At 39.6% G+C, this 22,784-nt stretch carries 24 protein-coding genes; 23 read left to right on the top strand and 1 reads right to left on the bottom strand.

Annotated features, from left to right (window positions below):
- Nucleotides 1-49: 49 nt before the first annotated feature.
- Complete coding sequence (purU, locus tag DI077_RS10880; protein ID WP_109019364.1) at nt 50-895, bottom strand: formyltetrahydrofolate deformylase; 846 nt, start codon at nt 893-895, stop codon at nt 50-52.
- A 184-nt stretch (nt 896-1,079) separates the two neighbouring features.
- On the opposite strand from purU, the gene rfbA reads away from it, so the two are divergent.
- The 23 genes from rfbA to DI077_RS10765 all read left to right on the top strand — a co-directional run bounded on the left by rfbA (nt 1,080) and on the right by DI077_RS10765 (nt 22,780).
- A complete protein-coding gene (gene rfbA, locus DI077_RS10875) occupies nt 1,080-1,976 on the top strand; it encodes a glucose-1-phosphate thymidylyltransferase RfbA (RefSeq protein WP_109019365.1) in 897 nt (298 codons plus the stop codon).
- A gap of 6 nt (nt 1,977-1,982) precedes the next feature.
- Nucleotides 1,983-2,552 carry a dTDP-4-dehydrorhamnose 3,5-epimerase gene (gene rfbC, locus DI077_RS10870; RefSeq protein WP_109019366.1) on the top strand — a complete coding sequence of 190 codons (570 nt, stop codon included), beginning with the start codon at nt 1,983-1,985 and terminating at the stop codon, nt 2,550-2,552.
- Nucleotides 2,545-3,402, top strand: a complete 858-nt coding sequence (rfbD, locus tag DI077_RS10865; protein ID WP_109019367.1) for a dTDP-4-dehydrorhamnose reductase — start codon at nt 2,545-2,547, stop codon at nt 3,400-3,402. The genes rfbC and rfbD overlap by 8 nt, the downstream gene beginning before the upstream one ends.
- A gap of 6 nt (nt 3,403-3,408) precedes the next feature.
- Entirely contained in the window at nt 3,409-4,413 is a 1,005-nt protein-coding gene (locus DI077_RS10860) for a glycosyltransferase family 2 protein (protein ID WP_109019368.1), read from the top strand.
- A gap of 2 nt (nt 4,414-4,415) precedes the next feature.
- Nucleotides 4,416-5,426 (top strand): dTDP-glucose 4,6-dehydratase, encoded by a 1,011-nt coding sequence (gene rfbB / locus DI077_RS10855; RefSeq protein ID WP_109019369.1) that lies wholly within the window; start codon nt 4,416-4,418, stop codon nt 5,424-5,426.
- Between the two features lie 105 nt (nt 5,427-5,531).
- On the top strand, nt 5,532-5,762 hold the full coding sequence (locus DI077_RS10850) for a hypothetical protein (RefSeq protein ID WP_109019370.1): 231 nt from the start codon (nt 5,532-5,534) through the stop codon (nt 5,760-5,762).
- Nucleotides 5,759-6,469: an ATPase gene (locus DI077_RS10845; RefSeq protein ID WP_135354856.1), complete on the top strand. Its 711-nt coding sequence runs from the start codon at nt 5,759-5,761 to the stop codon at nt 6,467-6,469. The genes DI077_RS10850 and DI077_RS10845 overlap by 4 nt, the downstream gene beginning before the upstream one ends.
- A 236-nt stretch (nt 6,470-6,705) precedes the next feature.
- Nucleotides 6,706-7,026, top strand: coding sequence for a MarR family EPS-associated transcriptional regulator (locus tag DI077_RS10840; RefSeq protein WP_109019586.1), 321 nt, complete (start codon nt 6,706-6,708; stop codon nt 7,024-7,026).
- Nucleotides 7,027-7,983 carry a GDP-L-fucose synthase gene (gene fcl / locus DI077_RS10835; protein ID WP_109019372.1) on the top strand — a complete coding sequence of 319 codons (957 nt, stop codon included), beginning with the start codon at nt 7,027-7,029 and terminating at the stop codon, nt 7,981-7,983. It begins immediately after the preceding gene.
- A gap of 42 nt (nt 7,984-8,025) precedes the next feature.
- Nucleotides 8,026-8,841, top strand: coding sequence for an ABC transporter permease (locus tag DI077_RS10830; protein ID WP_109019373.1), 816 nt, complete (start codon nt 8,026-8,028; stop codon nt 8,839-8,841).
- A 35-nt stretch (nt 8,842-8,876) separates the two neighbouring features.
- A complete protein-coding gene (gene pseB, locus DI077_RS10825) occupies nt 8,877-9,872 on the top strand; it encodes a UDP-N-acetylglucosamine 4,6-dehydratase (inverting) (RefSeq protein ID WP_109019374.1) in 996 nt (331 codons plus the stop codon).
- Nucleotides 9,873-9,908: 36 nt separating this feature from the next.
- The gene (gene pseC, locus DI077_RS10820; RefSeq protein WP_109019375.1) at nt 9,909-11,078 is read left to right on the top strand and encodes a UDP-4-amino-4,6-dideoxy-N-acetyl-beta-L-altrosamine transaminase; all 1,170 of its coding nucleotides are present in this window, start codon (nt 9,909-9,911) and stop codon (nt 11,076-11,078) included.
- On the top strand, nt 11,078-11,794 hold the full coding sequence (gene pseF / locus DI077_RS10815) for a pseudaminic acid cytidylyltransferase (RefSeq protein ID WP_109019376.1): 717 nt from the start codon (nt 11,078-11,080) through the stop codon (nt 11,792-11,794). Before pseC ends, pseF begins: the two co-directional genes overlap by 1 nt.
- Nucleotides 11,772-12,770 (top strand): PseG/SpsG family protein, encoded by a 999-nt coding sequence (locus DI077_RS10810; RefSeq protein ID WP_109019377.1) that lies wholly within the window; start codon nt 11,772-11,774, stop codon nt 12,768-12,770. The genes pseF and DI077_RS10810 overlap by 23 nt, the downstream gene beginning before the upstream one ends.
- A 6-nt stretch (nt 12,771-12,776) precedes the next feature.
- A complete protein-coding gene (locus DI077_RS10805) occupies nt 12,777-14,099 on the top strand; it encodes an NAD(P)-binding protein (protein WP_109019378.1) in 1,323 nt (440 codons plus the stop codon).
- Complete coding sequence (locus DI077_RS10800) at nt 14,096-15,148, top strand: N-acetylneuraminate synthase family protein (protein WP_109019379.1); 1,053 nt, start codon at nt 14,096-14,098, stop codon at nt 15,146-15,148. The genes DI077_RS10805 and DI077_RS10800 overlap by 4 nt, the downstream gene beginning before the upstream one ends.
- Entirely contained in the window at nt 15,148-15,831 is a 684-nt protein-coding gene (locus DI077_RS10795; RefSeq protein ID WP_109019380.1) for a formyl transferase, read from the top strand. Before DI077_RS10800 ends, DI077_RS10795 begins: the two co-directional genes overlap by 1 nt.
- Nucleotides 15,809-16,807 (top strand): DegT/DnrJ/EryC1/StrS family aminotransferase, encoded by a 999-nt coding sequence (locus DI077_RS10790; protein WP_109019381.1) that lies wholly within the window; start codon nt 15,809-15,811, stop codon nt 16,805-16,807. The genes DI077_RS10795 and DI077_RS10790 overlap by 23 nt, the downstream gene beginning before the upstream one ends.
- The gene (locus DI077_RS10785; RefSeq protein WP_109019382.1) at nt 16,804-17,481 is read left to right on the top strand and encodes a WbqC family protein; all 678 of its coding nucleotides are present in this window, start codon (nt 16,804-16,806) and stop codon (nt 17,479-17,481) included. Before DI077_RS10790 ends, DI077_RS10785 begins: the two co-directional genes overlap by 4 nt.
- A 3-nt stretch (nt 17,482-17,484) precedes the next feature.
- The gene (locus DI077_RS10780; RefSeq protein ID WP_109019383.1) at nt 17,485-18,153 is read left to right on the top strand and encodes a class I SAM-dependent methyltransferase; all 669 of its coding nucleotides are present in this window, start codon (nt 17,485-17,487) and stop codon (nt 18,151-18,153) included.
- A gap of 2 nt (nt 18,154-18,155) precedes the next feature.
- Nucleotides 18,156-18,872, top strand: a complete 717-nt coding sequence (locus tag DI077_RS10775; RefSeq protein WP_109019384.1) for a PIG-L deacetylase family protein — start codon at nt 18,156-18,158, stop codon at nt 18,870-18,872.
- Nucleotides 18,873-18,893: 21 nt separating this feature from the next.
- Entirely contained in the window at nt 18,894-20,345 is a 1,452-nt protein-coding gene (locus DI077_RS10770) for an ABC transporter ATP-binding protein (RefSeq protein ID WP_109019385.1), read from the top strand.
- Nucleotides 20,342-22,780 carry an FkbM family methyltransferase gene (locus tag DI077_RS10765; protein ID WP_109019386.1) on the top strand — a complete coding sequence of 813 codons (2,439 nt, stop codon included), beginning with the start codon at nt 20,342-20,344 and terminating at the stop codon, nt 22,778-22,780. Before DI077_RS10770 ends, DI077_RS10765 begins: the two co-directional genes overlap by 4 nt.
- Nucleotides 22,781-22,784 lie beyond the last annotated feature (4 nt).

The raw sequence follows: 22,784 nt of genomic DNA, 5'->3' as shown, positions 1-22,784 counted from the left end.
GCGCGAAGAAGGGGCGGGGATATTATACCGTTGAACCCCCTCCCGCAACCTAACGAAAAATAATCACCCGGTTCTTCCAGGTGATTCCCCTGTGCTCCAACACAAATCGCAATGCGCGCGCAAGAACTACTTTTTCTATATCCCTTCCGTGTAACATAAGTTTATCTTTCGTGAAGCTATGATCCACCGATACCACATCCTGAGCAAGAATTGGTCCTTCGTCTAATGATTCCGTAACAAAGTGGGCTGTAGCGCCGATCAGTTTGACCCCCCGTTCGTAAGCTTTCTGATAAGGGTTCGCGCCTATGAATGCGGGAAGAAAGGAATGATGTATATTTACTATCTTTTCCGGAAACCGGGATACGAACTCTTTCGATAAAATCCTCATGAATTTCGCAAGGACGATATAATCAAACTCCTGTTTACTTAATATGTCCAGGAGCATGGCTTCATGTTCTTCTCTGGTAATCCCTTCGTGCCCCACATAACGGAATGGTAGGTGAAAATCGGTGACGAGTGATTCCAACTCTTTGTGGTTGGAAATGACCACAGGAATATCTATCTCCAATTCTCCCGATCGATGACGAAGCAATATATCACCCAAACAATGTGTTTCTTTGGTGGCAAATAGAATCACTTTTTGTCTTTTTTCCGTATGGATTTGAATCCAGGCTCCTTCGGGCAATAGTCCCGCCAAACGGGCTTTCAACTCTTCCGACGGAATCGTTCCGAAAAATTCGGTGCGCATAAAAAAAACGGAATCGATCGGTTCCACAAATTCGTGATTGGAAACGATATTACATCCTTTTTCCAAAAGTAGGCCGGTAATGGAATGGATGAGTCCGGGGCGATCTGTACATCGGATCAGCAAAACTTCTCTGGAGGATTGGGGCATGTGCACAGAATAAGTATCGGAAATCAGGCTCCGGTTCTTCTAAAAATGGCCCGGAAAGTAGAGTTCAGTGATTGAACGCTTTGCTTGACGGATGGTGCTCGGTTTTACATTTTGAAAAGCACATGGGACTTAAGGGGCGAAGCTTTGCTCTTGGGCCTGAAAAGAGAAAAGGTAACAAAACCAAATGAAAGGGATCATTCTTGCCGGCGGATCTGGGACCCGACTGTATCCAATTACCAGGGGAGTTGTAAAACAACTGCTTCCCGTTTACGACAAACCTATGATCTATTATCCTTTGTCCGTACTAATGCTTGCAGGCATCCGGGAGATTTTAATCATTTCCACACCTCTGGATACGGACCGGTTCAAAGAAATGTTTGGGAACGGATCCGATCTGGGTTTAAGAATCGAATATAAAGTGCAACCTTCACCGGACGGTTTGGCACAAGCTTTTCTTTTAGGAGAAGAGTTTTTGGATGGGGATGACGCCTGTCTAGTTTTGGGGGATAATATTTTTTACGGACATGGGCTCACCGATTTACTCCGCAATTCCGTGAAAAAGGTAAAGGAAGAAGGTTCTTCCGTCGTATTCGGTTATTTTGTAAACGATCCGGAGAGATACGGAGTTGTCGAATTCGATTCTACCGGCAAAGCATTGTCAATCGAAGAAAAACCAAATCAACCTAAGAGTAATTATGCGGTAGTCGGGCTTTATTTTTATACTTCCGATGTGGTGAAGGTGGCAAAGGAAATCAAACCTTCCGCCAGGGGAGAATTGGAAATCACTACGGTTAACCAGGTTTATCTGGATCGCGGTAAATTGGATGTAAAACTTATGGGTCGCGGATATGCCTGGCTTGATACAGGAACTCACGAAAGTCTTTTAGAAGCATCTAACTTTATTGAGGTGATTGAAAGGCGGCAAGGTTTGAAGATCGCTTGCCTCGAGGAAATCGCCTTTGAAATGGGATATATCGATCGGGAAAAATTATTGAAACTCGCGGAACCCCTCAAAAAAAACCAATACGGCCAGTATTTATTGAAGTTAATCGAAAGAAAAAACACCAGCGGCAAAAAGTAAAATCCAGTGATAATAACAGAAACAAGTTTAAAAGATGTCTATTTGATCGAGCCTAAGGTTTTAGGCGACCATCGGGGTTATTTTTTCGAAAGCTTTCGGGATGATATACTGACTGAAAAAATTCGAAAAATCAACTGGGTTCAGGACAATGAATCCCTTTCCGTGAAATCAGTGTTACGTGGTCTTCATTACCAATTGCCTCCTTTCGCTCAGACAAAATTGGTTCGCATCATAAAAGGCCGTGTTTTGGATGTGGCTGTGGACATTCGAAAGGGATCTCCCAATTTCGGAAAACACATCGTTGTGGAATTGTCTGATGAAAACAAAAAACAATTATTCATACCTCGCGGATTCGCTCACGGATTCGTAGTATTAAGCGATACTGCCGTGTTTTCCTATAAAGTGGATAATTATTATTCAAAGGAAGCCGATAGATCCATTCGTTGGAATGATCCTGAAATCGGAGTGGATTGGCAGGTAAAATTGGAAGATGTCCAACTCTCGGAAAAAGACATTCAGGCAAAACTACTGAAAGATTCGGATCTGTTCACTTATACCGAAAATCTATATGCATAATGTACTTGTAACAGGCGCTAACGGACAACTTGGTTCCGAGCTGAAGGATATTTCCGAAAAATACTCCGATCGATTTGTTTTTCATTTCGTAGACCGATCCGGTTTGAATCTTTCCGATGCAAACGAAGTAGATAAATTTTTGAAGGAAAAAAAAATCCAATCCATCATCAATACGGCTGCATACACCGCAGTTGATTTGGCGGAGTCGGAAAAAGAGAAAGCGAGTGAGGGAAATGTTCTGATTCCGAAACTTTTGGCGGAATTATCCTTTCAACATCGAATTTATCTCATTCATTTTTCCACAGACTTTGTGTTTGATGGAAACTCTTCGGTTCCCTATAAGGAAGAAGATTTGAAATCTCCCGTTTCGGTTTATGGAAAAACCAAGTCGGAAGGAGAGGATTTTGTTTTATCTTCCAACCCGAATGCTACGATCGTTCGCACTTCCTGGGTGTATTCGAAGTATGGCAAAAATTTTCTGAAAACAATTCTCAAACTTTCAAGTGAAAGACCTGAATTGAAAGTGATATTTGATCAAGTGGGAACTCCTACCTGGGCTAACGATTTAGCAGGTGTTTGTATTTCATTTCTCTTGAAACCTACACCGGGAATATTTCACTATTCGAATGAAGGTGTGGCAAGTTGGTACGATTTTGCAAAAGAGATCGTTGATATAAGCAAAAACAACTCACGTGTATTGCCGATAGAAACAAAAGATTATCCTACACCGGCCAAGAGGCCGCATTATTCCTTACTAAACAAATCCAAGATCAAAACTTCTTTGGAAATTTCCATTCCCCATTGGAAAGACAGCTTGAAAGAGTGTATGAAAAGTTTGAGCGGAGCTTAAAACAAAGTGGCAACCTATTATTCTTTAACCAAAAGAAAAAATCCGAAACTTCTGTCTTTAGTTATACCTTGTTATAACGAAGAAAAAGTGATTCCTTTCCTGCAAGATTCTTTGAATGAGATTTTGCCTAAAATTCCTGCAAATACGGAAGTCATTCTTGTGAATGACGGAAGTTCTGATAAAACGATAGAATTTTTGATTTCCTGGGCAAACAAAGATAAAAGAATCAAAGTCATCAGTTTCGCGAGAAATTTCGGCCACCAAATTGCTGTTACAGCCGGGATGGATCATGCTTTGGGTGAGGCGATTGTCATTATGGATGCGGACTTGCAAGATCCACCTGAAGTGATTTTGGAGATGCTCGCCAAATACAGAGAAGGCTATGATGTGGTTTACGGTAGAAGGGAAGAGAGAGCGGGGGAAACATTTTTTAAAACTGCATCCGCTTGGCTGTTCTATCGTTTGATGAAGATTCTGGTTCATAAGGATTTACCTTTGGACTCGGGAGATTTCCGACTGATCTCCCGCAAATGCCTGGATGTTTTGAAAGATATGAGGGAAAATCACAGATTCCTTAGGGGGATGGGTGCTTGGGTCGGCTTTCCGCAAACACCTGTTATTTATAAGAGGGCTCCGCGCGCTGCGGGAGAAACCAAATATCCTCTTAGGAAGATGTTGCGTCTTGCGATCAACGCTGCGGTTTCTTTTTCTCCTTTGCCACTTCGGTTCAGTTTATCTTTCGGGATATTCATTGCATTTATAGGATTCTTGGTCGGGATAAGCGCCGTAGTAAAAGTGCTGATGTATTATTCCGGGCTTTATCCTAACTTTGTTTACAACCCCGGATGGGCGACTGTAGTTACTTTGCTTTGTATTATAGGCGGTGCGATTCTCATTGCGATAGGAATTTTGGGAGAGTATGTCGCTCGTATTTTCGAAGAGGTGAAAGGTCGGCCTTTGTACGTAATCGATTCTAAAATCAATATTGCAGATAGGAAGAATAGGAGATAGTCTTGAAAAGTATTTTGGTTACCGGCGGAGCGGGATTCATAGGCTCCAATTTTCTTCCCTTTTTTATTGAGAAAAACCAGGATTTTAAAATCATCAATTTGGATCTTTTGACTTATGCGGGTGATTTGGAAAACTTACGTGAGTTAAGTGGCCATCCTCGCTACGAATTTGTCAAAGGGGATATACAGGATAAAAATCTAATCCGAGATCTTTTCCAAAAAGAGGACATCCGAGGAGTAGTTCATTTTGCCGCAGAAAGCCACGTGGATAATTCGATCAAAAACCCAGAAGTGTTCCTGCAAACGAATGTGATCGGAACTTTCGTTTTACTGCACGAGGCTTACCAGTATTGGATGGACAAACCGTTTCATTTCAAATCCGGTTACGAGAATTCCCGTTTCCTTCACGTTTCCACGGACGAAGTGTACGGAACTTTGGGGACTGAAGGCCTGTTTTCCGAAACCACACCTTATGCGCCGAATTCTCCTTATAGCGCAAGTAAGGCGGGTAGCGACTTTGTAGTCCGTAGCTATCATCACACATACGGATTGAATGTTGTTACTACGAACTGTTCCAATAATTACGGACCGAAACAGCATTCCGAAAAGCTGATTCCTACGGTAATCCGTAAAAGTCTATCCGGTGAACCGATCCCCGTATACGGACAAGGAACTAATATTCGTGATTGGTTGTATGTTTTGGATCATGCCAAAGGAATCGATCTTGCTTTTCACACGGGGAAGGCGGGCGAGACTTATAATATCGGCGGTCGTAACGAAAGGAACAATAACTATATCGTAAATAAAATCTGCGAGATTTTGGATAGGAAAAAACCGAAGTCGGACGGTAAAAGTTATAAAACGCAAATCACTTATGTTGCCGATCGTCCTGGACATGATCTTCGTTATGCGATTGATGCGACCAAGATCGAAACCGAACTGGGTTGGAGGGCGGAAGAAAACTTCGAATCCGGTATTGAGAAAACTGTGGAATGGTATTTGTCTAAGAAATAGGGTAGATAGATATTCTTGTGGTTAGGTGTGATCGGATGTTTTGATAGGCGAAAAGCCAAAGACCTTTTTGGTTGACAAATCATAGAATCGGATCAATTTTAAAACGTGGCAAAAAAAAAATCTTCTGAATTGACTCCGGAAGTCCTAAAAGGAGCGGCTGATGCCGCTCGCAGGAAAGCATTTAAAAAAAACCTGCCTGTTGCAATTCTCAAGGACGGTAATGTAGTTCTTGTCTACAAAGATAAGAGTGAAATCATTGTTACATCATCCACGCAAAAACAGGTGCAACCACCCGCTAAAAAAAATATTTCCAGACAACCCAGAAAAATTAAGTGATACCTCGTTTTCGCATGTTTGCCGGACCGAACGGGTCGGGAAAAAGTTCATTATACGATTATCTTAGGAACAGAAAAATCATCCATACTGAAGTTTATGTAAGCGCAGATAGGATTGAAGCTGAACTTAGGACCAGAAAGTATTTTGTATTCAACGCATATAGAATTTCCACCACGGAAGAGGAATTTTTTCTACATGTTATTTCTTCCGGTTTGTGGAATAACAAATCAATCAAACAATTAAATGATTGGTTTCAGTTGAAAAATGGAGTTTTACGAGTTAAATCGAAAGGGATTAATTCTTATACGGCCTCTTTTATAGCAAGTTACCTCGTTGATAAACTACTATTAACTAAACAGTCGTTTTGTTTTGAAACCGTAATGAGTCATGATTCTAAAATTTCAATACTCAAAGAAGCGAAAAAGAACGGCTATCAAACTTATCTATATTTTGTTTTTACTCGAGATCCCGAACTCAATATTCAGAGAGTCAACTTAAGGGTTAGGCTAGGTGGTCATAATGTTTCTTATGCAAAGATTAACGAAAGGTATTCCAGATCTATTCGTTTGTTTCCCAAAGCACTCGCTATTTCCGATCGGGCGTATTTGATCGATAACTCCCTTTATTTTGAAACAATAGGGGAAAAGAAAAACGGCTCTTTTTTTTGGTCAAAAGGTAAGAAATCGAAATTGTTCCCTAAGCTCTGAATCATTTCGGTTTCGAAAGCCAAAAACTTTTTCTATCACAAACTGCGCTGTCCTATTTCCGTCATTTAGCCCTTTCCCCGTAAGTATTATGTCCCATATATTCTTTGTTCAAACTTTGAACAAAACTGCTTGCCTTATCTAGTTCAACTTTTGAACATGGGTGGAATTCTTGTTTTTTTATAAGAATGGGACTCATGGGGCGAAGCTATGCACCCTCTGTTTCGAAATTCGATTTTATGTCTGAATTGGCTGAATTACATAATTATAAACTTTTAAAGTTGTTGGATGATAATCCGAACCTTTCCCAAAGAGAAGCTGCGGATGTTCTCGGGATTAGTCTTGGTAAGGTCAATTATTGCCTGCGTGCCTTGATTGATAAGGGATGGGTAAAAATCCAAAACTTTAAAAATAACAAAAACAAACTGGCATACTCGTATCTTTTGACTCCTCATGGAATCGAAGAAAAAGCAAGGCTTCTTCGCGAATTTTATGAAATCAAAAAGAAGGAATATGAAGAGCTTAAGAAAGAAGTCGAACTTCTAAAAACCGAGGAATAGATGGATTTAAATTCAAAGATATACGTTGCAGGTCACAAAGGTTTGGTCGGTTCTGCTCTGGTTCGCATTTTGCAACTGGAAGGATTTACCAATATTATAGGAAAAACAAGAACTGAGCTGGATCTGACGGACCAGGGAAAGGTGAGTTCTTTCTTTGAAAAAGAAAAACCGGATTATGTTTTTTTGGCCGCTGCGAAAGTGGGGGGGATTCATGCTAACAACAGTTTTCCTGCCGAATTCATTTTTTCTAATATTCAAATTCAAAACAATATCATAGATGCTTGTTACCGTTATCAGGCAAAGAAGTTGGTATTTCTCGGCTCTTCCTGCATCTATCCCAAATTCGCAAAACAACCGATGGACGAAGGTCAACTTTTGGACGGAAAACTGGAACCAACGAACGAACCTTATGCGGTTGCGAAGATCGCAGGGATCATTATGTGCCAAAGTTATAACAGGCAATACGGTACAAATTATATTTCTGTGATGCCTACGAATCTTTACGGTCCGGGAGATAATTACCATCCTCAAAACTCGCACGTTTTACCCGCACTTATCAGAAGATTCCATGAAGCGAAAGTAACGAACGCACCCGAAGTGGTGGTTTGGGGAACCGGCAAACCTTTGAGAGAATTTTTATATTCCGATGATATGGCGCGGGCTTGCGTTTATCTTATGAAAAACTACGATGTAACAGGTGATCCGAAAGGCGGAGAACATGTGAATGTCGGTTCCGGGATTGAAGTCAGTATCAAGAAACTAGCTGAAACAGTTAAAGATGTAGTAGGTTATTCCGGTAAATTGACTTTTGATCTGACAAAACCTGACGGAACTCCCAGAAAACTTTTGGATGTATCCAAATTGCATCAGATGGGTTGGAAACACCAAGTGGAATTGAGAGAGGGGATTAGCGTGGCTTATGATGATTTTTGCAAAACAGGCGGAGTGGAAAGGTAATACCTGTCCGGATCAAACCGACTCTATTCTTCCATTATCAATATGAATCATCCAACCTCTTTGAAAAGTTTAATCCTGTCCGTCTTTAAGAACCGTCAGCTTGTTTTGCAAATGACAAAACGTAATTTATTGGGAAAATACAAAGGGTCTTTTTTCGGATTGCTTTGGTCTTTTATCAATCCTTTGTTTATGTTGGGGATTTATACTTTTGCATTCAGTGTTGTGTTTAAAGCGAAATGGGGACTCAAAGAGGAAGGTCATATCGACTTCGCATTGATTCTGTTTGCAAGCCTTACCATATTCAACTTGTTCGGTGAAATCCTGAAAGAATCGCCTCTTTTGATTGTAAGCCAACCTAACTTTGTTAAGAAGGTAGTGTTTCCTTTGGAGATTTTACCTATCATCAATCTTTTATCCGCTTTGATTCATTCGGCTATCAGTCTTTGTGTTTTTCTCTTATTTTACGGAATCGCTCATTTGGCACTTCCCGTAACGATACTGCTCTTACCATTGGTGGTGATTCCTTTGGTTTTGATCTCTCTCGGGATTTCCTATATCCTAGCTTCTTTGGGAGTTTTTTTACGCGATATAGGATATTTTATGACCCACATCATTACTATTTTATTATTTACAAGCCCGGTATTTTTTTCTTTGGATCGAATCCCTGAAAAATTCAGATACTTGATGCTTGCAAATCCTCTGGCTTATTTATTGGAAGATGCGCGCTCCGTCATGATATTCGGAAAATATCCCAACTGGAATGTATTAGCTGCTTATACCGCTCTGGGTCTTTGTCTTCTTATACTGGGTTATTGGTGGTTTCAAAAAACCAGAAAAGGTTTTGCGGATGTGCTCTGAAGTTATGTTATTAGAATTAATACTGGAAAAATGGAATGCTTAAAAACAAATCAATTTTAATTACCGGCGGAACCGGATCGTTTGGAAAACAATTTGTGAAAACGATTTTGGAAAAATATCCTGAAATAAAAAAGGTAATCGTTTTTTCTCGTGATGAGTTGAAACAATTTGAGATGGCTCAGGAGTTCAGTCCTTCCCGTTATCCTCAAATCAGATATTTTCTGGGAGATGTTCGGGACAGATCCAGGCTTGATTATGCGTTAGACGGAGTTGATATCGTCATTCATGCCGCGGCATTGAAGCAGGTTCCCGCAGCGGAATACAATCCGTTCGAAGCGATCAAAACGAATATCTTGGGTGCACAAAACGTAATAGAAGCATGCCTTGAGAAAGGTGTGAAAAAGGTAGTCGCTCTTTCTACGGACAAAGCTGCCGCTCCGATCAATTTGTACGGGGCTACCAAACTTTGTTCGGATAAACTCTTTGTTGCGGCAAACTCTTATCGCGGAAGTCACGATATCAAACTTTCCGTGGTACGTTATGGCAATGTAATGGGAAGCCGTGGAAGTGTGATTCCCTTTTTCTTGGAAAAGAAAAATACGGGAGTATTGCCCATTACCGATCCGAAGATGACCCGTTTTAATATCACTCTCAGCGAAGGAGTGGATTTGGTTTTGTTTGCCTTGGAGAATATGTGGGGTGGGGAAGTGTTTGTTCCTAAAATACCAAGTTACAGGATTTTGGATGTCGCTGAAGCGATCGGCCCTGACTGCAAAAAGGATATCATAGGAATTCGTCCCGGTGAAAAAATTCATGAAGAAATGATCACTGAAACGGACGCTTTGAACACTTTGGAATTTGAAAAGTATTTTGTCATATTACCTTCCTTCCAACCGACTTGGAGCATTGATGAGTTTAAGAAAACATTCAAAGGTGAGTTTTGTAAATACGGCTTTAGATACAATAGCGGTGAAAACTCCGAATGGCTGAGCGTTCCCGATCTCAAAAAACTGATTTCGGAAAATACTTAATCCTGACCTTAATTGAAATAACAAAGATTAATTTATATGAATAAGCCAATACCTTACGGCAGACAAAATATTACGGAAGAAGATATCTCGGCGGTAGTTGAGGTTTTAAAATCCGATTTTTTAACACAAGGTCCGAAGATACTTGAATTTGAGCAGAAATTTGCAAACTATGTAGGTTCCAAGTATGCTGTAGCCGTATCAAACGGTACTACTGCATTGCATCTTTCCGTATTGGCGCTCGGCTTAAAACCAAAACAAAAAATCATTACAACTCCTATCACTTTTGCGGCCTCCGCAAATTCCGCGTTATATGTAGGTGCTGAAGTTGAATTTGCGGATATTGATCCTGATACGGCACTCATTGATTTGAAAAAAGTCCGTAAACTTTTGGAATCTTCTCCTAAAGGAAGTTATTCGGGACTGATTCCCGTAGACTTGGCGGGTTGTCCCGTAAATATGGAAGAAGCTAGAAAGATAGCGGATGAATTCGGTCTTTGGATTCTGGAAGACGCATGTCATGCCCCTGGTGGGTATTTTACGAATGTTGCCGGAGAAAAATCATTCTGTGGAAACGGTCGTTATGCGGATGCTAGTGTATTTTCTTTCCACCCTGTGAAACACATAGCCTGCGGGGAAGGGGGAATGATTACTACAAATTCCGCAGAAGTTTACGAAGAACTCCTACTACTTAGAACGCACGGAATCACCAAAGATTCCAATCGATTTCGACTTTCTTCCGAAGAAATCGCACAAGGAGGTTGGTATTATGAAATGCAGGAGCTTGGTTATAATTATAGAATCCCCGACATTTTGGCGGCTTTGGGTGTTTCTCAATTAAATCGTGCAAACGAAGGTTTGGCGAGAAGAAGAGAGATTGCTGAAAAATACGATCTTGCTTTTTCAAACCAACCACAGATTAAGCCACTGACTACTTTTAAAGATTATCCGGGACATGCCTATCATCTGTATATAATTCAAACTAAAGATAGAAAAGAATTATATGAAAAGCTGAAAGCCAATTCCATCTATTCTCAAGTTCATTATATTCCTCTTCATCTGCAGCCTTATTACAAGTCCCTAGGATTTAAGAAAGGTGATTTTCCATTGGCGGAAAAGTATTACGAAGAGGCTTTAAGCATTCCCATGTATCCTAGTTTGAGCGATTCCGAACAGGATTTCGTAATTCAGAGTATTCTTAAAGACTAATGGAAAAAGCAGTCGCTATCATTACTGCCCGGGGTGGCTCCAAACGGATTCCTAGAAAAAATATTAAGGAATTTGCCGGAAAACCGATGATTGCCTATCCGATCCAAACTGCTTTGGATTCCGGAATATTCGACGAAGTAATGGTCTCAACCGATGATAAAGAGATTGCCGACCTTGCGATTCGGTTCGGTGCCAAGGTTCCTTTTTTCCGCTCTGAGGCAAATTCGGATGATTATTCGGGAACTGCCGAAGTTTTATTGGAAGTTTTGGACGAATACAAAAAGATAGGTCGAAATTTTCAATATTGTTGCTGTCTTTATCCTACGTCCCCTTTGCTCGGTAAACATAGATTAATCGAAGCATATCGCTTATTGCAAGAAAATCAGCTGGATAGTGTATTTCCTGTTCTTCGGTATTCCTCTCCGATCGATAGATCGTTAGTTGTGAATGACCATGGATTTGTCGCTATGCGATGGCCTGAAAATTTGAACAAAAGATCTCAGGATTTGCCTACTTCGTATTTTGATGCGGGCCAGTTTTATTTTTTAAATGTGAACAGTTTTTCGAAAACGAAAGAGTTATGGATGGAAAAAAGTTCTCCCATCATTTTGAAAGAGATGGAAGCCCAAGACATAGACAACTTGGAAGATTGGGAAATCGCGGAATTCAAATATAAGTATTCAAGATCTTTGTATGGGATATCTGATTTTCACTGAGCTTCTTTCTTCAACAGGGCTTGGTCATTTTACAAGATGTTCATCTTTGTATGATGCACTTGTTTTAGAAGATAAAAATCCTGTTTTTGTGTTAAATCATGATGGAACCGCTGAAGATTTTTTAAGTGGGTATCGGATTAATAAAAGTCGTTGGATTTCCTTGAATGTCCTTGAGTCTTTTCTGAAAGAAACGAGGCCGATCGTTTCTTTCGTTGATTCCTATCTTGCTAGTGAAGATGCTTATTCTTTAATTGCGAAGTATAGCAAAAACATAGTATGTTTGGACGATACGATCAGGATTACCTATCCGAAAAATTCTATTATTTTCAATCCTAGTTTGAGTGGAAAGTTCCTTCCTTATCCGCAAACTTATAAAGTTTTTGCCGGAGGGGAATATGCATTACTTCGGAAACCTTTTCGACGTAATATTGAAATTCGAATTCCTTCCGAAAAAATCGAATCGATTCTGCTTAGCACGGGTGGCAGTGATTCCGAAAATTTAACACCTGTTTTGATCAGAGAGATCAGAAAGGTTTATCCGTTTCAGAAATTATACGTCATCATAGGGCCTTCTTTTCATAACCTGAAAGAAATTGAAAAAGAAGCGGATGTTAATGTCGAATTGGTTTTGCAACCGAATGCGGATAAGATGTTTGAAGTCATGTCGAAAATCGACTTGGCCATCACTGCCGCAGGTCAGACTACTTATGAATTGGCTAGGCTGGGTGTACCGATGATCAGTTTTATGACAGATGATAATCAACAATCGAATATAGAAGGATGGCTTGGAATAAAAGCGATTCTGCATACAGGAAATTATTTAAAAAAGGAATGGCACGATCTTTTGAACTTTAACTTGAAATTGGTTTCGGATTTTGAAACCAGAAGAAAGTTAGCGGAAGTTTGTCGCCGATCCATTGACGGACAAGGAAATCAAAGATTTATAAAAAGTCTTCTCGGGCTTATAGGAAATTAGAATATTATGAACCAGATTATAGTGGGCGGTGGACTCGCCGGTGTTGTTGCCTCGATTCTTCTCGCGAAAAAAAACAAAAAAGTCGTTTTGATTGAAAAAGATGAATCGTTAGGCGGTCTTCTTCGTTCCTTTACGGATGATGCGGGAGTCTCTTATGATTTCGGAACTCATGTTCCTATGCAATTCGGGAATTCCGCTTTGGATGAAATTCTCTTCGGAGGAATGACGGAAAACGAATGGCATTATTTGGATATCTTAAAGCCGTGCAATTATACGTCCGGAAAGATGTACAATTTGTCCCAACTACCTTATATTCCGCATTTCCCAAAGGATATTCTCCAATCCGCATTTTTCGAAATTTTAAATCTTCCTGATTTTGAGATACAAAAATGCAAAAATGCGGATGAATATCTAAGGCATGAATATGGAAATACACTGACTGAATCATTTTTCGCGCCTGTGATAAAGAAATTAATGTCGGAAGATCTGGTCAATCTTCATCCGATGGTGCACACTTTGTTCGGATACCAACGTTTGATATTAGGCGATCCTTTGTTTTCAAGAGAAATAAAAAAATCCGCCTTCTTTGATCGCAAAATCGCATTTCATAGTTTCAACGAAGGTTCGGGGGGCAAAACCAATTTTTATCCCAAACAGGGAGGGATTGGCAAATGGATCGAGTTGCTTGGTAAAAAAGCAAAAGATGCCGGAGTGGAAATACTAACGGGTACTACGATTCAATCTTTGGATACCGACGGTTCCGTTCTTAAGAAAGTGAAAACCGATAAAGGTGATTTTGAAATAGACAGATTGATTTGGACGATTCCTCCTTCCTTGTTCTATATGACTCAGAAAATGCCTATTCCCGGTGAAGCGCCGAAATTTCAAGGAATGTGTCTTTTGAATCTCACTTTTAATAAGAGATTCAATACTGACAATTATTTCGTATATTGCAATCAGCCGGAATTCAAAAGCTTTAGAATTACATTATATCCTAATTTACAACAGAGACCTGATTCAGGCCCCTTTAATCTGACAGTAGAAGTTCTTGATCGGGAAATCGGAGACCTTGCCGCTTTAAAATCCAAGGTATTGGATGAATTGATTCAAATGAATCTAATTGATAAAGGTCATTCGGTTCTTTCGGAAAAGATCATTAAAATTAGTAACGGATTTCCCATTTATACGAACAAGTTTGTAGAAGACAGTGAAATTCAACGCAATAAAATTTTAGAAAATTTTTCAAACATCACATTACTTGGAAAAGCATCGGGTAAAAACTTTTTTATGCACCATGTTCTCCAGGAAGTCTACGAGGTATTGTTATGAATCACACAAAGATTAAGATTAGAAATCAAGAAATCTCCAGATATTCCCAGCCGTATATAGTTGCCGAAGTAGGTATCAATCACAACGGAAATCTTGAAAACGCCTTTAAGATGATTGAAGTCGCTAAAGACGCGGGAGTGGACGCGGTTAAGTTTCAAACATTTAAAGCGGAAGAGTTTGTAAGCGATAAGACTCAGATGTTTACTTATTATTCGCAAGGCAAAGAAGTTACTGAGTCCATGTTGGAGATGTTTCTTCGTTACCAATTCACTCCGGATGAATGGCAAAAAATCTATGACAAATGTAAGGCGACAGATATAACTTTCCTTTCAACTCCGCAGAATCTAGGTGATTTGGAATTGCTTTTGAAATTGGGCATTGAAGCGATCAAAGTCGGATCGGATGATTTTGTAAATATTCCCTTGTTGCAAGACTATGCTAAAAAAGGATTACCTCTGATTTTATCTTTGGGTATGAGCAATTTAGGAGAAGTATACCACACTCTCGAATCGGTGAATGCGTTCGATGGTTTTCCCGTAATTTTATTATTATGCACTTCTTTGTATCCGACTCAACCGGAAGATGTGAATCTCAAAAAATTGGATACGCTGAGAGGCGCATTTCCGGGACTCATTCTCGGATTTTCCGATCATACGCAAGGGCCATTGGCATCTTCTTTAGCTGTTGCGAAAGGCGCTGTTTTCTTTGAGAAACATTTTACCTTGGACCATAATATGGTCGGTCCCGATCATTGGTTTTCCGAAAATCCGGAAGGGTTGAAGGTTTGGGTGGATAACATCCGGACCGCCTATAAAATGTTAGGTACTCCGATCGTTCGGCCTACCGAAGGGGAATTGTTCAATCGAAAGGAATTCCGAAGATATATTGTTGCCTCCAAGGAAATTCAAGCTGGTGAAATTTTGTCAGAACAAAATTTGACTCTGCGCAGGGTCGCAGGTGGTGCGGGTCTTCCTGCAAGTTTTTGGCAACATCTTCAAAATGCAAAGGCGTCCAAAAAGTTCAATAAAGGAGAAGCGATCACACTTTGATGAGAGTTTTGTTTCTATTAAATAAATTAAATGAAACAGATCTCTCTTCGTTGATCGAACGTTACTTAGGTGGATTTCAAGTAGAGGTTTCCGATATTGTTCCGGAAGAGACAGCCGATTACGATTTAATCGTTCTTTGGAATTATAAAAAAATTCTCAAAGGGATCGGCCGAAATCGAAATGTAATGGTGTTTCATTCCACGGATCTACCCAAAGGAAAAGGTTGGGCACCCATATACAATACAATCATCAGAGAAGAGAAGGAATATTGTATCACCGGAATTCTGGTCAATGATGAGATTGATGCAGGCGAATACATTGTGAAAGCTAAGTTTTCCATGAAGCCGAATTATTTGGCTAAACATTTGAGAGTCTGGGACGAGGAGCTTTGTTTTTTACTCATTGGAAAAATATTGAATCGATTTCCCTCGGGAGGTCTGAAAGGAATTCCTGAGACGGGGGAAGGTGATTTTTATCCCAAACGGAAAGCAGAAGATAACCGGATGGATGTAAATACTTCTCTACTTCAAAATATAAACCATTTGAGAGCTTGTGAAGACGGACACCCCGCTTATTTCATTCAAAACGGAATCAAATATACTCTCAAATTGGATGTGGCAGAAGAACCCGAATTTCCAACGGATATAACAATTCAATTTTATGATCAACCACAATCGACCTAGTCTGGGACAAGAGGAAATTGACGCTGCCGCAGCAGTCATCAGATCCAATTATCTCGTCTCTTCCGAACAAATTGAACGGTTTGAAAACGAATTTTGCGATTACCTGGGACTTGATCACGGGTCTGCCGTTGTAACGTCCACCGGAACCTCCGCATTATTTCTCGCTTTGCTTGCGTTAGATGCTAAATCCAAAAAGGTCGCATTCCCCAGTTATGTTTGCAGTGCTCTTCGGAATGCAGTGGCATTGGCTTCGGGAAATGAAGTTCTTCTGGATATTGAAAAAAACGGACCGAATATTGACATTGAAGCGCTAAATAAATCCAAACCTGATATTGCAATCATTCCTCATTTGTACGGACAACCTGTCACTTTGGATAAGATAGATAAGGATATTCTGATCATCGAAGATTGTTGTCAATCTATCGGGGGAACTTATAAAAGCAAATCTCTCGGGACGATCGGTGATATCGGTATTTTCAGTTTTTATGCTACGAAATTACTCACCAGCGGTGGCCAAGGCGGCATGGTGGTTTCGAAAGATAAATCGAAGATCGCAAAGATCAAAGATTATCTTGATTTTGACGGAAGAGTGGAGCAGGCAAATCGTTTCGGCTTTCCTATGACTGAAATGCAAGCTGCGATAGGAAGAGTTCAATTGAAAAAATTGAACGGATTTCTTTCCAGGAGGAAAGAAATCTTTCACGAATACGAATCAGCAGGTTTGAATATGATGAAGAGCGTTCCCGGATCGATTTACTACCGTTCGGTGATGTATTCGGAGAATCCTGTTTCCGTCATTGAAAAGTTGAAACAAAATGATATCAAAGCAATAGTTCCGATTGAAGATTGGGAAATTTTGGGAAAAAAAGAAGATTTTCCCAATGCACTTCGAATGTCCAAGAACACCGTATCGTTGCCTTGTTATCCTTCTTTGACAGATGCCGAATTGGAAAAGATCATCAAGGTATTAAGATGATTGTCAGCATTCATCAGCCCGCTTTCAACGGATGGTTGGGTTATTACGAAAAAATCATCCGAAGCGATGTATTCGTGTATTTGGATACGGTTCAGTTCGAGAAAAACAGTTTTACGAATCGGAATAAAATCAAGACGAACGCGGGGGAACTTTGGCTTACCATACCTGTCAAATTAAAAGGGCATATTGATCAGACTATCAAAGATATTCAAATAGATAACTCCACTCCTTGGAGAAAAAAACATCTCAAAACAATCGAGCTGAATTATAGGAAAGCTCCGAGATTCGATAAAGTATTCTCTTCTTTGGAATCAATATACAATTCGGAACATACCGATTTTGCTTTATTCTGTTATGAGTTTTTGATTTGGACCTTGAAGGATTTGAATATCAAAACGAAAATTGTTCGCGCAAGTGATTTGGAGTTTGAAGGAAACAAATCCGATTTGGTATTAAACATCTGTAAAAAACTAAATGCTAAAACTTATATTTCGGGAATCTTCGGGAAAGATTATTTGAACTTGGATGATTTTCAATCCAACCAAATCGAAGTATTGTTTCAAGATTACAAACACCCTCTTTATCCTCAGATCGGTAAGGATTTTATTTCCCATTTGGGTATCTTGGATTTTTTATTCAACACTGATGATCTTTCAATTATATACAAAGGGTGATACATGTCATTTTCAACTGATTGGGATGTGACTTATAAATCGGGAGGTCATCGTAGTCGCTGGCCCTGGAGCGATTTGGTTAGTCTTTTTTTTCGATACCTTCGGGGAAAAGATTTTTCGAAACTAAGGGTTTTGGAACTGGGATGCGGCGCAGGCGCAAACATTCCATTCTTACTTTCGTTAGGTGTGGACTATCACGCCTTGGAAGGAAGCGAACATATAGTAAACGAATTGCGGGAAAGATTTCCCGAAATTCAATCGAAGATAAAGAACGCTGATTTTACAAAGGAGATTCCCTTTGAAGGAAACTTTGATATCATCATTGATCGTGCATCTCTCGTTCACAATCATTCGGAAGCAATCACGCATGCGATCGAACTTTGTTATGGAAAGCTGGAGAAAGACGGTTTGTTTATCGGAGTCGATTGGTTTTCCGATTCGCATACCGATTTGAAAAGAGGGGAGGCGGCGGAAGATCCGAATACCAGAACCAAATTGGAAACGGGAAGTTTTGTAGGTTTGGGCAGAGTTCATTTTTTTTCCAAGTCGGAGCTCTTGCGGACTTTCGATAAGTTCGAGGCCTTATATCTTGAACATAAAAAAAACGATGTTTTGATTCCTGCTTCCGATTATACTGTCGCAGCTTGGAATTTTATTTTTAGAAAAAAATAATTATGAATAAAAAAGATATCATACTGGTTATCGCCGCTCACCCGGATGACGAAATTTTAGGATGCGGTGGTACGATTGCCCGTCATGCGGAGGAAGGTGCGGAAGTGCATGTTCGCATTATGGCGGAAGGATTAACCAGCAGAGATCAAAAAAGAAATAGGGATAAATTGAGTAAAGAATTATCCGAGCTTGCTATTATCGCTGAAAAGGCGAATCGTCACTTGGGTGTAACAAGCTTTAAACTATTTGATTTACCCGACAATCGGATGGACTCTCTCGATTTGTTGGATATCGTTAAAATCATAGAAGATGAATTGTCTATAGTTAAGCCGAATTTAATATACACTCATCACGCCTGGGATTTGAATATAGATCACCGTCTTGTTCAACAAGCAATTGTTACCGCAGCAAGACCGATACCGGGACAAACTTTGAAAACATTATTATTCTTTGAAGTTGCATCCAGTACGGAATGGCAACCTCCCGGCAGCGGAATTCCTTTTCAACCGAATTGGTTTGTCGATTTGAGTCGGAAAGGAAGTAGGGGAAAAACATTCTTCGAATTAAAGAAAGAAGCATTGGAAATTTACTCTTCGGAAATGAGGGAATGGCCTCATGCAAGGTCTATCAAAGCTGTTGAACATTTGGCTTCTTGGCGAGGAGCAAGTGTCGGCGTTGAAACTGCGGAATCTTTTATGCTCGGTCGCAATTTGTTATAATTATATGGAAAGAAATATTTAATGATACAAAATGAAACGGTAATCTCACTGCGAAATGTATCCAAAGCATACCGGATATTCAATAACCCGACCGACCGCTTGAAACAGATGTTAGTTTCTCCTATTTCCCGTTTTTTTCCTTCTTTGAAGGGAAGAAAGTATTTTCAGGAATTTTGGGCATTGAAGGGAATCAATTTAGAAATCAAAAAGGGCGATTCCATCGGAGTTTTGGGCAGAAACGGAGCGGGTAAATCGACTCTACTTCAGATCATAGCGGGAACTCTTTCTCCTTCGGAAGGAGATATTGATGTGCAAGGAAAGATCAATGCTCTACTTGAACTGGGAAGCGGTTTCAATCCCGAATTTACGGGAAGAGAAAATGTTTTTTTAAACGGAAGCATTTTGGGTTTTTCCGAAAATCAGATTTTGAATAAATTTCAGGAAATAGAAGAGTTCGCCCAGATCGGAACCTTTATCGATCAGCCTGTAAAAACTTACTCTTCGGGAATGTTCGTTCGTCTTGCATTCGCCGTACAAGCGTTACTTGAACCTGAGATTCTGATTGTGGACGAGGCATTGAGTGTGGGAGACGTTTTCTTTCAACAGAAATGTCATACTTTGATAGAGGGGTTATTGAATAAGGGCAATACCACTTTTCTGTTTGTGACTCATGACACAGGAAGTGTAGTCAAATATTGCAGCAAAGCCATCGTCCTTAAAGAAGGGGAAATTTTCTATGAAGGCGATTCCACCAAAGCATCTTACATCTATTATAAGATAGATAGTTTTAAAAACGTTCAAATGGTGAATGAATATATCGAGAAGATAGAAAATGCGAATTCAGGGTTGAATCAAAATCTCAGAACGGACGGAAAAAATTCTTCCGTTGAGATTGAAAACTGGCCATCAGATTCCGAGTTTGTCTTTCCTGCGAATATCAAAGTTAATGAAGTTGGTTTGGGTGAGATCGAATTAAAAAGTTATATCATCAAAAATCATAAGGGAATTGCCACAAGCCAGTTAACCACCGGTGAAGAAGTTACTTTTTATTTTAAATTCAAAGTTAATAAAAAAATCCTAAGACCTTGTTTTGCAATCTTTATCAATACGAAAGAAAACGTCACAGTTTATAGCAAATACGATTTTCAATTCAAAGTAAATCAAGGAAAGGCGGATTACCTTCTTCCGGGAGATGTCGTTTCCGTTTGTTATAGATTGAAATTGAACCTGCTTCCTCTTGAATATTCCTTTGGGATCGTAGCGGGTGCTTTGCCCGAAAACGAACTACTCAACATAGAATCTATTTCTATGAGCAGGTTTTCCGAAAATTTGAAATATATTTATGCGGCAACGTTGGATACTCTCCAAGTGCAAAACCAAAATGAAAGTTTGTTTTTGCCTTTTATGGGTTTATGCGATTTGCCCGGAGAGTTTGAAAATCATATCATTCGCAATGGAGAATTAATAAAATGAGCTCAATCGTTTCAAATCCAGATAATGTAAATTACTCCGTTCATCCGGCCTATAAAAGCTTAATCAATATAAGTATTAATCAAAACGGTTTGAATGAAGAGATACTTTCTATTTTGAAATCACTTGATTTGATCATTGATCAATTTGCAAAAAATCCGAAACAAAGCAAAATCCATCATTTGAGGATAACTGAGGTAAATCCGAAAATCGATAGATTATCTTCTTTGCTGATTCTAAATTCTCCGGAAAGATCTAGAATTAACAAAGGGATTCGAATCTCTTTGGATTTTTTGGAAGCGGAGATTTATAAACTACTTCTTCATTCTTCGGAAGCTTCCGTTTACACCCCTGAAAGGAAAAATTCAAAATCGGAAATCATTACGAACAAATTGAAAGAAAGTGGCATCGCGAAACTTTCCGTTCCGAATCAAATCATCGAAGAGTTGTTTCTGAAAACAGAAAACTTTCGCAATCAGCTCAAAACAAAAAAGCTGACGATGCCGGAAGATATGAATTGTTCCATCTCGTTACCGTTAGAAGGTGGATACTTCGAGATCATTCGGAAAATATTGGATGAGAACGGTGTCATCGAAGGAGTTTCCAACTATTACGGTAAAAAGTTGGATTTGTTTTACTGCGCGCTTCAATATTCGAATTCAGCGGAGTCTTGGTATAAGAACTGTTATGCTGATAAGAATATTCCCACGGGCAAACTTTCTTATTTGCATTCCGATGAAGCATTTTATGCGATCAAAAGTCTATTATATCTTTCTAAAGTTGAGAAGGAAAACGGTCCGTTTTCTTATATAGAAAATTCACCTAACCTAAATACCGTTAAATCATTGACCCTTTTTTACAAAGGGATGGATTACGGAATGCGTGATGCCTACCGAGGAGTGGAAAAACAAAATCATCCTTATTATAGAAAAAGATATTTGGAAGAAGAATTTAGAAAGGAATTTGTGAACTTATTACCGCCTGTGTTGCAAGGTAGTAGCCATTTCGGAGATGACCTGACGGAGGAGATGGAACAATTCAAATCTCTTTCCGATTCCGAAAGGGCTATCACTTCCGATGAATCCAATTTTTTCATATTTGACGGATGTTACCTTTTGCACAGGGGAGGGCAGCCGGACAAAGGAGAGAGATGGGCAATGCAAATTGCCTATGCGGACACTAAAATGTTTTCCGTCGCTTATTCGAGAGAGTCCGCGAAAGTGGCTACAAGCAAACAATCATTAGGTTTGAAGGCGAGAATCAAATCTTTACTTCCCGGCAGAGTTAAAGCTTTTTTAAGGGATTCTTTGTTCTTCCGCTTCAAACTGATTTTAAAGGTGCTACTTCAAGGCAAAAATTATGCAGCTTCACTTCGACATAGAGAGGCGCCGGTTTTAAATCAACCTTATCCTTATCACACCGGAGATGTTTCGCAAAAACCTGTGTCTTTAAGAGAAGAATATCTTAAGATCAATAACGGCGAAAAAATTCAAGTAGTCGATATTGGAGGAGCCCATTCCTTACAACCTAGCTGGTATAAGCTGATCGGTTATGCGGATTATCTGATTTTCGAACCGCACAAGGAATCTTTCGATGTGATCCAAAAACTATACCAACGTCCCGAATACGAAGGATCCAAATTCATACTTTCAAGAGCAGGAATTTCTGCAACCGGCGGTAAACAAACGTTAAATATAACGAATACTCCTACAGGCAGTTCGTTGTTGGAACCAGATCTGGATTCTGATTATGTAAAAAACTCGAAATATTTTTTTCCAATGCGAAAGGAAGAGATAGAGACGGAAACACTGAATTCCGAATTGAAACGTAATAATGTTTTGCCTTCCGCCATCAAATTGGATGTGCAAGGAATCGAGCTGGATATAGTAAAATCCATCGACAAAGAATATTTAGACGAACTTTTACTAATCGAAATGGAAGTCAGTGTCATGGGCTCCATGAAAAAATCGGCAACGGTGGAAGATTCGCTTATTTTCATGAAAGAGAACGGATTTGAAGTTTTGGATTTCAGAACCAATCGGGGGAGTCGCAGCCCGAATGCGGATGGAGAATTGTATTATACTCATTTGTATTCGGTGAAATACGGAAATCCGTCGATAGCGGAAAGATTGATTGAAATCGATTTGATCGCGGTCAGAGACTATCGGTTGTTAATTAAGCAAAAAGATACGAAGAAGATTTTGAAATTGATCAGTTTGTACTGTGCCTATAATTTTTATAATGAAGCTGCATTTTTGGCGGTGAAAACCTACGAAGAAGGCTTGATCGATTCGGAAAAATTGAAATCGATTTTAAGTTCTTTGAAAAATCTACATAGATTCAATCGCTCTCAGTTACATCAGTTGGAAAAATTTTTAGAAACCACTGAAAATCAGAATTGGGCCCAATATATGTGGGTTCCTTCTCCTTCTTTTTGATTTT

Origin of the sequence: Leptospira kobayashii, assembly GCF_003114835.2 — a bacterium.
Taxonomy (GTDB): Bacteria; Spirochaetota; Leptospiria; order Leptospirales; family Leptospiraceae; genus Leptospira_A; species Leptospira_A kobayashii.
This window is presented reverse-complemented; position numbering and strand designations above follow the sequence as displayed.